At 63.5% G+C, this 12335-nt stretch carries 12 protein-coding genes and 1 tRNA gene; 2 read left to right on the top strand and 11 right to left on the bottom strand.

What is annotated here, in order from left to right; genetic code table 11:
* Positions 1–39: 39 nt before the first annotated feature.
* From AB4Y77_RS21955 to AB4Y77_RS21945, 3 genes are read right to left on the bottom strand one after another with little or no spacing between them, the layout of a single operon-like run.
* The gene (locus AB4Y77_RS21955; RefSeq protein WP_442015346.1) at positions 40–1278 is read right to left on the bottom strand and encodes an amidohydrolase; all 1239 of its coding nucleotides are present in this window, start codon (positions 1276–1278) and stop codon (positions 40–42) included.
* 49 nt (positions 1279–1327) lie between these two features.
* Entirely contained in the window at positions 1328–2068 is a 741-nt protein-coding gene (locus tag AB4Y77_RS21950; protein WP_311214979.1) for a hypothetical protein, read from the bottom strand.
* A gap of 46 nt (positions 2069–2114) precedes the next feature.
* A complete protein-coding gene (locus tag AB4Y77_RS21945) occupies positions 2115–2864 on the bottom strand; it encodes a DUF5058 family protein (protein ID WP_311214980.1) in 750 nt (249 codons plus the stop codon).
* 265 nt (positions 2865–3129) lie between these two features.
* Here AB4Y77_RS21945 and AB4Y77_RS21940 point away from each other — a divergent pair, with 265 nt between their 5' ends.
* The gene (locus AB4Y77_RS21940) at positions 3130–4578 is read left to right on the top strand and encodes an amidase (RefSeq protein ID WP_442015345.1); all 1449 of its coding nucleotides are present in this window, start codon (positions 3130–3132) and stop codon (positions 4576–4578) included.
* On the opposite strand, the gene AB4Y77_RS21935 is transcribed toward AB4Y77_RS21940, so the two are convergent.
* The 8 genes from AB4Y77_RS21935 to AB4Y77_RS21900 all read right to left on the bottom strand — a co-directional run bounded on the left by AB4Y77_RS21935 (position 4562) and on the right by AB4Y77_RS21900 (position 12046).
* Positions 4562–5515, bottom strand: a complete 954-nt coding sequence (locus tag AB4Y77_RS21935; protein WP_311214982.1) for an Lrp/AsnC family transcriptional regulator — start codon at positions 5513–5515, stop codon at positions 4562–4564. The genes AB4Y77_RS21940 and AB4Y77_RS21935 overlap by 17 nt on opposite strands.
* Before the next feature lie 149 nt (positions 5516–5664).
* Positions 5665–6504: an aldo/keto reductase gene (locus AB4Y77_RS21930; RefSeq protein WP_311214983.1), complete on the bottom strand. Its 840-nt coding sequence runs from the start codon at positions 6502–6504 to the stop codon at positions 5665–5667.
* 135 nt (positions 6505–6639) lie between these two features.
* On the bottom strand, positions 6640–7080 hold the full coding sequence (locus tag AB4Y77_RS21925; protein WP_089593773.1) for a hypothetical protein: 441 nt from the start codon (positions 7078–7080) through the stop codon (positions 6640–6642).
* A gap of 8 nt (positions 7081–7088) precedes the next feature.
* Positions 7089–7742 carry a bacterial proteasome activator family protein gene (locus tag AB4Y77_RS21920; protein WP_311214984.1) on the bottom strand — a complete coding sequence of 218 codons (654 nt, stop codon included), beginning with the start codon at positions 7740–7742 and terminating at the stop codon, positions 7089–7091.
* An 84-nt stretch (positions 7743–7826) separates the two neighbouring features.
* On the bottom strand, positions 7827–8018 hold the full coding sequence (locus AB4Y77_RS21915) for a YbdD/YjiX family protein (protein ID WP_442015344.1): 192 nt from the start codon (positions 8016–8018) through the stop codon (positions 7827–7829).
* Complete coding sequence (locus tag AB4Y77_RS21910; RefSeq protein ID WP_442015343.1) at positions 8018–10288, bottom strand: carbon starvation CstA family protein; 2271 nt, start codon at positions 10286–10288, stop codon at positions 8018–8020. The genes AB4Y77_RS21915 and AB4Y77_RS21910 overlap by 1 nt, the downstream gene beginning before the upstream one ends.
* 201 nt (positions 10289–10489) lie before the next feature.
* The gene (locus tag AB4Y77_RS21905; RefSeq protein ID WP_311214987.1) at positions 10490–11032 is read right to left on the bottom strand and encodes a PadR family transcriptional regulator; all 543 of its coding nucleotides are present in this window, start codon (positions 11030–11032) and stop codon (positions 10490–10492) included.
* A gap of 30 nt (positions 11033–11062) precedes the next feature.
* Positions 11063–12046, bottom strand: coding sequence for an NAD(P)H-quinone oxidoreductase (locus AB4Y77_RS21900; protein ID WP_442015342.1), 984 nt, complete (start codon positions 12044–12046; stop codon positions 11063–11065).
* A 102-nt stretch (positions 12047–12148) separates the two neighbouring features.
* Here AB4Y77_RS21900 and AB4Y77_RS21895 point away from each other — a divergent pair.
* Positions 12149–12239 (top strand) — tRNA-Ser (locus AB4Y77_RS21895).
* Positions 12240–12335: the final 96 nt, after the last annotated feature.

Below are 12335 nucleotides of genomic sequence, written 5' to 3'. Positions count from 1 at the left end.
GGGTCAGCGATGGGCGGCCGGCAAGCGCCACACTGGTCCTCACCCGCGATGCTCACCCAGCCGGGATATCAACACGGCGACGGCGGCCGAGACTCCCCCGGCCAGAGCACCTTCCAGCTCGGGTGCGAAGAACGGCGAGTGGTTGACGGGGACGGGACCGGGTCCTTTATGCCCGGAGGCAGGCGTGCCGCCGAACATCCAAAACACTGACGGGACCCCGATAGCGGTGCCCAAGTGCCCGAAGTCTTCGCTGCCCATCATCGGCGGGGTGATTTCCACTGCCTCAGCCCCCAACGCCAGCCGCAGTGCCTCGATGACGGGAAGGACGGCGTCGGGATCGTTGAAGCACTGCGGGAAGCGGTACATTTCCTCGATGACCGGCGCGGGCGCCCCCGACGCAGCGGCCTCGGCCTCGATGATGCGGCGAACGGCAGAGAGGACCTGGCCGCGGACGTCGTCGTCGAAGGTGCGGATGTTGAGAGTGAACTCGGCCGAGGCCGGGATGATGTTCTCCTTGAGTCCCGCGTGGAAGGTTCCCACGGTGACGACGGCGGACTTGCGCGGATCCAGCTCGCGGGACACTATCCCCTGCAGCCGCGTGACCATGTGCGCGGCCATGACGATGGGATCGATGGAATCCTGCGGCTGGGAACCGTGCGACTGCTGGCCGTGCACGGTGACCCGCAGCGAATCCGCCATGGCAGCCACCGGCCCGCTGGAAATCGCAACAGTACCCACCGGCCGAGGCATGACATGCTGCCCGAAGACCACCTCCGGCCGCGGCGCCTTGTCCCACAGACCGTCGTCGAGCATCGCGAGCGCGCCGGCGGCAGTCTCTTCGCCCGGCTGGAAGATCAGCACCAGGGTTCCGGACCAAGCATCCGGATTCCCTGCCAGCACTTCGGCGGCGCCCAGCAGGCTGGCCACGTGCGTGTCATGGCCGCAGCCGTGCATGACGGGGACCACCGTACCGTCTGGAAGGGTGCCGGTATCCGTGCTGGCATAGTCCAGCCCGGTGGCTTCCTCGATGGGCAAGCCATCCGAATCGGCGCGGAACGCCACCACGGGACCGTCACCGTTCCTCAGAACACCTACGACTCCCGTGCCGCCGCAGCGGAAGTGCTCAATCCCCAAACCGTCCAGTTGTTCCTCGATGAGGGAGGCCGTGGCGAACTCCTGCATGGACAGTTCCGGATGTGCGTGGAGGTGCCGGTACAGGGAATGCAGTTTGGCGGTTTGTTGGGCGTCGAGGTGGAGGGCTGTGGCGGTGTGGGTCATGGGCCTGTCTTCCTGGTGGTTGTGGGTGCTGGGGAGGCGTTGGGGCCGGCTACTCGATGTGGATCGGCTTCGCTTCGGTGATGGTGGTCTTACCCCGGAAGAACCATGCCAGCAGGATGGTGCCCAGCACGGCGATCGCGGTGGACACCATGGCGAGCGACGGCGCCAGGGGCAGCACAACAAACACGACGACGGCCGAGACCACCAGCGCGAACACCGTTGTGCGGGGCTGCTTCATAGACACGATGGCCTGTACCAGCACTGCGCCAAGAACGGCGGGCAGCACATACAGGCGGGTCACCAGCAGCACCGACGGCGGGATGACGCTGATCAGCCAGCTCCCCAGAAGCCCTACGAAGATCGCAAGCGAGATCAGGTGGACTGCTGCGGCACCGCAGATGGCGACGACGGCGGCCAGCTCGGCGCGCTTGCTGCCTGGCTTGGCACCGATGTTGGTTTGCGCGATCAGAGCGGCCGGAAGGAGCTTGTTGGAGATGTTGCCGATCATGAAGGCTTGATACATCGCGGCGGGCCCGAGGATCGGGTAGTACGTCAGTGGCTCCACGATCCAGATGATGCCGAAAGTTGCGGCCACCGCAGCGAAGGCGATCCAGAGCTGTGCGGCGCCGATGTCCAGGCCACTGGTGAAGACAAGGAACAGTGGACCGGCTACCGAGATCAGCAGGCCACAGATCATGGTGATCTGACCCCAGCGGGATGTGGTGCGGCCGAACTCAGCCATGGAGGAGTTGCTGGCGGTGGTGATGGGAGCGGAAGTAGTGGAAGACATACGGGGTGTTCCTTTCGTGCTCAAAGACGGGGGCGGGGAGTGGGGATCAGGCGCCGACGGCGAGGTAGGCGGCGCCCAGCCCGATGACGATGGAGAAGCCGAGCCCCCACTCGCGCAGCCAGCTCTTGCCGAGCTTCTTGGCCAGCAGCAGACACAACCCCATGACTGCGGCGGAGATGAGGAAGGACACCACGTGAACGCCGGACTTGGGGAGTTCGGTGAAGCCCAGGCAGGAGAAGGCACCGATCAGGGCAGCCGCGGGGACGATAGCCATGGCCGCAGGGTTCACGGAGCGGATCTTGGCATCACCCTTGCGGAGCAGCGGAGTCAGGATCAAGGTAGCGAGCATCCACATGGCACCACCGATGCTCATGGCGAAGAACGCGACGGCAAAGACACTCTGCGTGTAGCTGGCGTCGCCGAGCTTCGCGCCCATGGAGCCTGCGGCGATGCCGGCTGCGGAGACGTCGTATGCAGCGGAACCGATCAAACCAATTCTGGAGAGCACAGCCGGTGCGCCGAAGAGGCCCAGCAAAGCGATGGCTACGAGTGATACGGCCAAGGACGGTCCGATTGCGGAGACTGCACCGGAACGGAACGAGGTCTTGATGTCCTGCGGACTCATCTCAACGGATGGCGCTGCGCGTCGGGCGGCCTTCATGAAGATCACGGATTGGATGATGATGACGCCGAAGACGCCGGCCACGCAGATCCACAGGACAGGATTGTTGGCGATAGCCATGATGTCGGTTGAATCGGTGGGGGCGAACGGTTGCAGTGCCAGGGGTTGGTGCATGGAAACCTCCGGGTGTGAGCCCCCAGTCCGCGACCGGACGACGCTGTGCGGCATTGGTGCTGTGGGGCAAATCCATACCCAGTAACCAGATCGGCCATGGGGTTACCAACACCATTCACTATGAGCCGGATCACACACAATAGCTGACGGAATCAGCCGGGATCCAGGCCGAATCCGTCATAGCTTGCTTTAGCCGGGTGCAGACTTCCGCGACCGGGTGTGACCCGGCACACTTCAAGCTGTAGACATCCAGCAAAGGAGCACCATGCCTGACACCATTGGCGAGCTGTCCGCCGTCGAACTTTCCGCAGCGATCCGGGAAAAGAAGATTTCTGCGCGCGAAGCCCTGGCCGACCATCTGGAACGCATCGCCGATGTGAACCCTGTGATCAACGCAGTAGTGACCCTCGACGCCGAAGGTGCCCAGGCCCTGGCCCACCGCGCGGACCAAATGACGGCATCGGGGGCAGACCTCCCGCCCCTGCACGGCGTGCCCATGACACACAAAGACACCAACAACACCGCCGGGATGCGCACCACCCAGGGCTCGCTTGCCTTGCGTGACTTTGTTCCCGACGCCGATGACCTCATCATTGCCCGGCTGAAGGCGGCCGGGGTGGTCAGTACCGGGAAGTCGAACGTTCCCGAGTTTGGTGCCGGCTCCCACACGTTCAACGACCTCTTCGGGACCACCACCAACCCGTACGCTCCCACCCTCAGCGCCGGCGGCAGCAGCGGTGGGGTGGCCGCCGTCGTCGCCTCCCGCGTCCAAAGCATCGGCGACGGCAGCGACATGGGCGGCTCGCTCCGCATCCCGGCGTCATTCTGCAACGTGGTGGGTTTCAGGCCGTCGACGGCGGTGATCCCCATGCCGTCCGACGTCAACGCCTACGCGTGGCTGGGAAGGACCGGTCCCATGGCCCGAAGCGTGAAGGACATTGCCCTGTTCATGTCCGTGACGGCAGGCGAGGACCCCCGGGTGCCGTATCCTGCAGGCCTTGATCCGGAGGCCTTCCAGGCTGGACTAGAGGCCGACATGCGCGGGGTCCGGATTGGCTGGTCACGGGACTTTGGCATTGGGGTGCCGGTGGACCCTGAGATCCTGGAGCACCTCGAACGGCAGCTCGCGGTCTTCGAAGGCCTCGGCGCAACCGTGGAAGAAGCCACTCCCGATTTCAGCGAGGCCGACCTGGTGTTCGGCAACACCCGGGCCATGGACTTCGCCGCAGGACTGGGGCCCATCCTGGAGCGCGCTGGAGACGTCATCAAACCGGAAGTGCACTGGAACGTCCAAAAGGGTTTCGACCTCACCGCGCGCGACCTGATCGAGACAGCCGCAGCCCGCACTCGCCTGGAACGCAGCGTCCAGTCATTCTTTGGGCGCTACGACCTCTTCGCCAGCCCCTGCGCCCAGGTACTCCCCTTCGACGCCGCACTGCGCTATCCCGCGGACATTGCCGGCGTTCCCTCCGAGACCTACCTCGACTGGATGCGCTCAGCCTGCCTGTTGTCCGCCACAGGGCTGCCCGTGCTCAGCGTCCCGGCTGGCTTCAGCTCCGCAGGCCTCCCCATCGGCCTGCAGCTCGCCGGTAACCACTACACGGACATGCAGTTGCTCCGTTACGGCCACGCCTTCGAACAGCAAACCGGGTACGCCGCCGTCGCTCCGGTTGTCACGTCAGCCCGAGAGCCGCTGACTACCGTCCGCGCATAACCCGACCGCCACGCTTTCGGGCGTCCAGCAGGATGGACACATCCACGGTGACGGCGTTGTGTGCCCACTCCGAATCCGTGATGCAGCGGTAGAGGGCTGCCATGTCCTCTACCGTGACGTCGGCCATGATCTGGTAGTCGCCGGCGATAGCCGCCGCATAACGGACAGTAGGAAGCTCTGCCAGGCTTTTTCCTACCTGTTCTACATGCTGCGGCGAGGCCCGGATCCAGAGCAGAGCTTCGACTCCCAAACCAAAGGATGCGGGCTCGACGATTGCCCGCAAGTGGATCTGGTTGTTTCCCAGCAGCCACTCACTGCGTCGCCTTGCCGTTGCCTCCGAAACACCAACACGGCGACCCAACGCTTCAAAACTCATCCGACCGTCGGCACAGAGGGCGTCGACGAGCTCATTGTCCTGGCGGCTCAAATCCTGCGGCGGCACCAGGGCGCCGGAGTCGGGGGTGAGACTGGAGCGGAGCGCTTCCGCTTTATCGGCAGTGAGGATTTCCGGTCGCCAGCCCCGGATAGTCCGGAAATACCGCAGGACCGGGTAGCTCGTGGCGTCGCGCAGGCCTATGGTGGACGGCAATTCATCAGACAGCACATCGGCCATACGGGACGGCTCGGTGAGGATCTCCGCCACGCAATCGCCCGTTCCGGTAGTGGTGTAGACAAACGTCGTGTCAGTCCGCTGCGAGAGCGCCTGGGCCGCGGCCCGCACTGTGCCGGGCAGGCACCTCATCTCCACCAGCACCACGGCCGGCCGGGGCCGGATGCCCACTACAGCGACGGCTCCGGACTCCACAAGCTGTGAACCCCTGCGGGCTACCGTTCGTTCTGCTTCGCCAAGGACCGCCGCCATCTTCCGCCACGGGCAGCGCGGATCCAGTTGGAGCGCGGCAACGATCTGCCGCTCCAATGCGTCAAACACCACCATGCAAGCTCCGTCCTCTGTCCGCTGGGGTTGCTCAATTTCACCACGGACTGAGGTGCGTTGCGTCACGACGGCGGATGCCGCCGTCGCGCCTTAACGGCAGGTGCCCCGCCCCCAAGGAGGGGACGGGGCACCTAACCCAGGCTTCAGACTTAGGCGAAGTCGGAAACTGCCGGGTCCGGTCCGATGCGGCCTTCGGCACCGCGGTCCAGGCTGTTGATGGCCTCGATGTCGGTGGCGTCCAGCGTGACGTTGAGCGCCGCGAAGTTCTCCTGGATGCGGGACTCGGTGACTGACTTGGGAATGACCACGTTGCCGATGGCCAGGTGCCAGGCGATGACTACCTGGGCAGGCGTGGCAGCGTGTTTGGCGGCGATCTCAGCAACCGTGGCGCTTTCAAGCAGCTCGCCACCCTGGCCCAGCGGGGACCAGGCCTGAGTCAGGATGCCCTTGGAGGCGTTGAACTCGCGAAGGTCGGCCTGGTTGAAGAACGGGTGGAGTTCAACCTGGTTGATGGCCGGAACAACACCGGTTTCATCGATGATGTGCTGCAGGCCTTCCTTGGTGAAGTTGGAGACACCAATGGACTTGACGCGGCCGCGCTTCTTGAGCTCGATGAGCGCCTTCCAGGTGTCAACGTACTTTTCCTGCTTGGGCTGCTGCCAGTGAATCAGGTACAGATCCAGGGTCTCGAGGCCGAGGCGGTCCATGGACTCCTCGAACGCTGCAAGCGTGGATTCGTAGCCCTGGTCGGCGTTCCACAGCTTGGTGGTGATGAAAATTTCCTCGGCGGAAAGGCCGGAGGAGGCAATGGCTCGACCGACGCCTGCCTCGTTGCCGTAGATCTTGGCGGTATCGATGTGGCGGAAGCCGGCTTCAAAAGCCTGGCGCACCACCTTTTCGGCTACATCGTCTTCAACTTGCCACACCCCGTAGCCGAGCTGGGGGATGGTGTTGCCGTCGTTGAAAGTAAGTGTTGGTGACGAAGTCATGTCTGCCATACTGCCAGCACAAACCTGTGAAAAGCCCGGAATGTTACGGAGATCAGCTATGCGCTTAACTTATTGCGCGGGAGGAATAAAAGCGTGCGCGTGTAGTTGCGCACGCTTTGCATATTTGTCGGTTCGTTAGGCTCCGAGCTGACGCTCCGCGTCAGCCACCTGCTCGAAGACAGACTCCGAGCGCCGCCGGACAGAGAGCGCCCCCACAGGAACCGGGCCAACGGCCAACCTCAACATTGCGGCCGCCTCCGCAGTGGTGGCAAGGGAGTTTCCAGCCTTGGACAACGCCCGGTGGACACCTGCCAGCGCCCCCGGAACATCAAGGCCATCGCTTGGGGAGCGCCGTTGCGCCTCCACGCAAATGGTCCTCACGCGCGGAGACAACTCGGCGAGCTCGTTGGCGATCTGTACAAGTTCGTTGTACAACTGGTCATCGTCAACGCCTTCAAGAACCTGGTGGTACCGGTCCAGGCCACGGTGGAAACGGTCGTGGGCGCGTCGCCACAACCCCTTGCCGAGCTCCAGATCGTCTTTCCGTCCTTGGCGGACGGCCCCAAAGAAACCCACGTGCGAACTCAGAGGTACTGACCCGGACCGTGGTCGGGGTCTTCCGGCCGGCCCTGCGCAGCAGCACCAGGGGCTCCCGGCGCTGCGGCACGCTGTGGCTGGCCGTTTTCGCCAATGACGACGCCCGGCGCGATGACAGTTCCTGGCGGCAGCTGACGAAGCTGCATCTGCGCGGCAGCGTGTTCCTTGGCGGCCTGCTGGGCGGCGATGGCTGCCTGGATGCCGTGGAACAGGCCTTCCAGCCAACCCACCAGCTGTGCCTGGGCGATGCGAAGTTCGGCATCGGAGGGCGCCTTTTCATCGGGGAAAGGCAAACTGATGCGTTCCAGCTCCTCGATGAGTTCAGGGGCGAGCCCATCTTCGAGTTCCTTGATGGAGCGCTCATGGATTTCGGCGAGGCGACCGCGTGCAGCGTCATCCAGGGGCGCGGCTTTTACTTCCTCCAGGAGCTGGCGGATCATGGTGCCGATTCGCATCACTTTGGCTGGCTCGTCAACAAGTTCGTGAAGATTACCGCCCTTGGGTTTGGCATCCTTCCCGGACTCTCCCCCGCCGGGCTGCTGTCCATCGGGATTCTCAAGGCCCTCGTCCAGAGTGGTTCCCTCCACGGGTTTGTCGTCCGAAGCCTCATCCGTGGGCTGAATGTCGTTCAGATCGCTCATTCGTTCATACTCTCATGGGGTTCACGCCAACCCCCGTCCAGTCCCTCATTTTGGACTTCGTTCGTAGCGAAATTTGGTTCTCCTTCAGCAGCAGCGGCCTTGGGGATTGCTGTCCTGCCGGTCCATCCGGTCCCGCCAGAACTCACGTTCCGTCATGGCAGGACCGGCATGGCCCGAGGCATTGAAGTGTTCAAGGTACTTGCGGTAGGCGTCAGCACCCATGAGTGAAGCCATATAGTCGGCGAACCAGCGAAGCCCTTTAGTCACGGCATTCATCAGTGATGCCCGGCCTTCTGCGTGCGTTTCTCCGCAGGCAGGGCATTCCACTCCGCCAGCAGGGCCTTCTCCGCGGACGTTGGGATCAGTCCGGCCGGGGCATACACCTTGGATGGCACGGCCGGGTCCTCATGGTCTTGTCCGCCGCCGGCACGGATGGCCTGGATGGTTGCCAGCAGGGCGGCGACAATCACGATGATGCTCAACGTCACGAAGATGACCGAAAGCACTCCCTGGATCATGGTGTTGCGGACCACCGCTTCCATGGCTGCAACGGTCTTCGCCGTGCCGAACTCCGTCTTGCCGTCCGCCAAGGCCTTGGAGAACGCCTGGTTGTTGGCGAAGTAGCCCACTGCGGGAACCGGCGAGAAGATCTTGTGGAAGCTGGCAGTAATGGTCACTACTGCCGCAAAGGCCAGCGGCAGCGCCACAATCCACAGCCACTTGAACACTCCCCGCTTGGCAGTGATGGCCAGGCACACCGCCAGCGCGATGGCCGCCAGGAGTTGGTTGGCAATGCCGAACAACGGGAAGAGCGTATTGATGCCGCCCAGGGGGTCGGTAACGCCCATCAGGAGCACCGCGCCCCACGCACCCACCATGATGGCGGTGCACAGCCAGGCGCCGGGACGCCAGGAGGCTTCCTTGAACTTGGGCACAAAGTTGCCGATGGAATCCTGCAGCATGAACCGGGCAACACGCGTGCCGGCATCCACTGCGGTGAGGATGAAGAGTGCCTCAAACATAATGGCGAAGTGGTACCAGAAGGCCATCATGCCGGGTCCGCCGATGAACTGCTGCATGATGTGTGCCAAGCCGACCGCCAGTGTAGGTGCACCACCGGAACGGGAGATGATGCTCTCCTCGCCCACATCCTTGGCCGTCTGGGCCAGCACGTCCGGGGTGATGTTCACATTGGCCAGGCCGAGGCTGTTCACCCATTGCGCTGCGGATTCCACCGTTCCTCCCGTGAGGGCAAGAGGCGCGTTCATGGCGAAGTAGATGCCGCGGTCGATCGAGATGGCAGCTACCAGGGCCATGATGGCCACAAAGGACTCCATGAGCATGCCGCCATAGCCGATGAAGCGCGTCTGCCGTTCCTTCTCAATCAGCTTGGGCGTGGTGCCGGAGGAAATCAGGGCGTGGAATCCTGACAAGGCACCACAGGCGATGGTGACGAAGAGGAAAGGAAACAGCGCCCCGGAAAAGACGGGTCCGTTCTCACGGCTGGCGAACTCGCTGAACGCGGGAACAGTGATTTCCGGACGAACCACAATGATGGCCAAGGCCAGCATCACGATCACGCCGATCTTCATGAACGTGGAGAGGTAGTCACGCGGCGCCAGGAGCAGCCAGACCGGCAGGATGGCAGCAATGAAGCCGTAGACGATGATGCCCCAGGCGATGGTGACCTTGTCCAGGTGGAAGAAGGCTGCACCCCATTCGGTTCCGGCCACTGCGCCGCCGCCAATGATGGCCGCCATCAGCAGGACGAAGCCAATGATGGACACTTCCATCACTTTGCCCGGCCGGATGAAGCGCAGGTAAATGCCCATGAACAATGCGATGGGGATGGTCATCCCCACAGAGAAGACACCCCACGGACTCTCGCCAAGGGCGTTGACCACAACGAGGGCAAGGATGGCCACGATGATGATCATGATGAGCAGGGTGGCCACGAGGGCCGCCGTGCCGCCAATAACGCCAAGTTCTTCACGTGCCATCTGGCCCAGGGAACGGCCACCGCGGCGCATGGAGAAGAACATGACCAGGTAGTCCTGCACGGCACCGGCAAGAACGACGCCGATGATGATCCAGATAGTGCCTGGCAAATAGCCCATCTGGGCTGCGATGACAGGTCCCACCAGCGGCCCCGCGCCGGCAATGGCGGCGAAGTGGTGGCCGAACAGCACATTGCGGTCAGTACGGACATAGTCCTTGCCATCAGCCTTGTACTCGGCAGGAGTGGCGCGGCGATCATCCGGTTTGAGCAAGTAGCGCTCAATGACCTTGGAATAGAAGCGGTAGCCAATCAGATAGGTGCATACCGCGGCGAAAACGAACCAGATGGCGTTCACCGTTTCGCCGCGTACCAGCGCAAGCATGAACCATGCCACCGCTCCCAGCAGCGAGATCGCCACCCACAGCCCGATCTTGGCCGGAGTCCACTTACTCTCTTCAGCCTCCCGGACGGAGTCATCCACGGCCGGGGAAGGCAATGTAGGATCCAGCCCTTCCGCGAGTCCGGTCTTGTCAGGAACCTTGCCCATATCTCCTCCTTGAGAACTGCTGCAGTGATGGGTACTGCTCTTGTGGCGATCTTCGCGGTGGGGACCGCATCGCCGGGTGCCTTCCAGCACAGTAACAACCGTCACAGACAAGTAAAGGGTGCACGCGCCGCGGTGGAACAAAGCGGCGGTGAACGGTCACAGCCTTGCGGCGGATGACCATGCTCCGCGCACCGGAGGAGACTAGCCCGCTCCCCCGTTGGCCTGCGCCTGCACCATGCGGGCTTCACACAGATCCAGCCAGCGCACTTCGGCTTCCGCTTGGAAAATCAGGGAATCGAGCACCAGAAGTCCGGCGGTGTCCACGGAACGCTGGTTGGCTGACACTGCCTTCCTCGCCAGCGTGTGTTCCTGCAACGCCCTGACGGACACCTCACGCTGGGATTGGATCACCGCGGAGGTATCCACACCGGGCAGCGTCACGGCAAGGGCCAGCTTGATGGCGATCTCGTTTCGCGGCGGGGCGCCACGGTCCACGGCGCCGCCAAACCAAGCCTCGACTTCCCCAGCACCAGCGTCAGTGATGCTGTAGATGACGTGGCCGCCGCCGTCGTCGCCGTCTTTACTGACCAGGCCGTCGCGCTCAAGGCGGTCCAGGGTGGTGTAGACCTGTCCGATGTTCAGCGGCCAGGCGGCACCGGTCCGGTCCTCGAATTCGACGCGCAACTCATAGCCGTACCGGGGCTGGTCCTGGAGCAGGGCCAGCAGGCTGTGCCGGATGGACATATGGCTCCTCGCTGCGGTTGGACGGACGGATCAGAGGAGCAGCAGGACCTTGCCCACGTGCTCGCCCGAGTCGAAATATTGGTGGGCTTCCCGGACGTGGTCCAGCGGGAAGGATTTGGCCACGAGTGGCCTGATCCTCCCGTCGGTGAGCATCGGCCACACAGACTCCCGGACGGCGGACATGATGATGCCTTTTTCTGCCACAGACCGCGGCCGAAGCGCTGTACCTATCACGGCAGCCCGCTTGCTGAGGAGTTGGCCCAGGTTGATCTCTGCGGTGGTCCCGCCCTGCAGGCCGATGACGATCAGGCGGCCGTATTCGGCGAGCGCGTCGACGTTCTGCTGGAGGTACTTGGCACCCACGACGTCGAGGATCACGTCCGCGCCTTTGCCCCCGTTTTGCGCCCTGAGGCTTTCAGCGAAGTCCTCTTCGGTGTAGTTGATGGCGATGTCGGCCCCCAGGAAGGCCTTGGCGGTTCCCACTTTCTCGTCGGTTCCGGCAGTGGTGGCTACCGTTGCGCCGTGGGCCTTGGCCAACTGGATTGCCATGGTGCCGATGCCGCCTGTGGCGCCATGGATGAGTACTGTCTCCCCGGGCTGCAGCTGCGCGGTCATGATGAGGTTTGAGTAGACGGTGGCAGCAACTTCGGGCAGGGCCGCGGCGGTAATGAGGTCCACGCCTTCGGGAATCCGCAGGACCTGTTCCGCGGGGACGGCCACCTGCTGTGCGTAGCCGCCGCCGGAGAGCAGCGCAACGACTTTGTCCCCCACGGAGAACGCCTTGGTGACGCCGGGACCAAAGGCTGCAATGCGGCCGGAGACCTCAAGCCCGGGAATGTCGGATGCGCCCGGCGGTGGCGGGTAGAAACCGCGCCGCTGCTGGACATCCGCACGGTTCAGGCCGGCAGCCACGACGTCGATCAGGACCTCGCCGGCGCCTGGCACCGGTGCGGGGACCTCGCGTATTTCGAGGACTTCGGGCCCGCCTGGCTCTGAGATGTAGACGGCTTTCATGACGAACTCCCGGTTTCTTGCTGGTCCTCGAGCCCCCGGGGCAGGGGTTGGAGGAGGTGATGTTTTGGAACAGCCAACTCCCTATGAAACACTACTAGGCGAGGAAGGTTGTCCGAGCGGCCTAAGGAGCTGGTCTTGAAAACCAGTGTGCGGTAACCCCGTACCAAGGGTTCAAATCCCTTACCTTCCGCCAATGAGATGCCCCGGGTTCCAGGACCCGGGGCATCTTTGTTGTTTAAATGCTGTTCCGCAGGGCCGCCAGGAGCGCGCAACTGAGAACTGACACCCG

Origin of the sequence: Paenarthrobacter sp. YAF11_1 (assembly GCF_052113445.1) — a bacterium.
GTDB lineage: Bacteria > Actinomycetota > Actinomycetes > Actinomycetales > Micrococcaceae > Arthrobacter.
Note: the sequence above shows the minus strand (reverse complement) of the source record. Positions and strands in the feature narration are given on the sequence as shown.

What these genes read in the sequence shown, in the direction of transcription:
- AB4Y77_RS21920 (WP_311214984.1), bottom strand. Translation starts at nt 7,742, where the DNA reads ATGAGCGATCTGAACGACATTCAGCCCACGGATGAGGCTTCGGACGAC.
- AB4Y77_RS21945 (WP_311214980.1), bottom strand. Translation starts at nt 2,864, where the DNA reads ATGCACCAACCCCTGGCACTGCAACCGTTCGCCCCCACCGATTCAACC.
- AB4Y77_RS21955 (WP_442015346.1), bottom strand. Translation starts at nt 1,278, where the DNA reads ATGACCCACACCGCCACAGCCCTCCACCTCGACGCCCAACAAACCGCC.
- AB4Y77_RS21950 (WP_311214979.1), bottom strand. Translation starts at nt 2,068, where the DNA reads ATGTCTTCCACTACTTCCGCTCCCATCACCACCGCCAGCAACTCCTCC.
- AB4Y77_RS21900 (WP_442015342.1), bottom strand. Translation starts at nt 12,046, where the DNA reads ATGAAAGCCGTCTACATCTCAGAGCCAGGCGGGCCCGAAGTCCTCGAA.
- AB4Y77_RS21930 (WP_311214983.1), bottom strand. Translation starts at nt 6,504, where the DNA reads ATGACTTCGTCACCAACACTTACTTTCAACGACGGCAACACCATCCCC.
- AB4Y77_RS21905 (WP_311214987.1), bottom strand. Translation starts at nt 11,032, where the DNA reads ATGTCCATCCGGCACAGCCTGCTGGCCCTGCTCCAGGACCAGCCCCGG.
- AB4Y77_RS21940 (WP_442015345.1), top strand. Translation starts at nt 3,130, where the DNA reads ATGCCTGACACCATTGGCGAGCTGTCCGCCGTCGAACTTTCCGCAGCG.
- AB4Y77_RS21935 (WP_311214982.1), bottom strand. Translation starts at nt 5,515, where the DNA reads ATGGTGGTGTTTGACGCATTGGAGCGGCAGATCGTTGCCGCGCTCCAA.
- AB4Y77_RS21915 (WP_442015344.1), bottom strand. Translation starts at nt 8,018, where the DNA reads ATGAATGCCGTGACTAAAGGGCTTCGCTGGTTCGCCGACTATATGGCT.
- AB4Y77_RS21910 (WP_442015343.1), bottom strand. Translation starts at nt 10,288, where the DNA reads ATGGGCAAGGTTCCTGACAAGACCGGACTCGCGGAAGGGCTGGATCCT.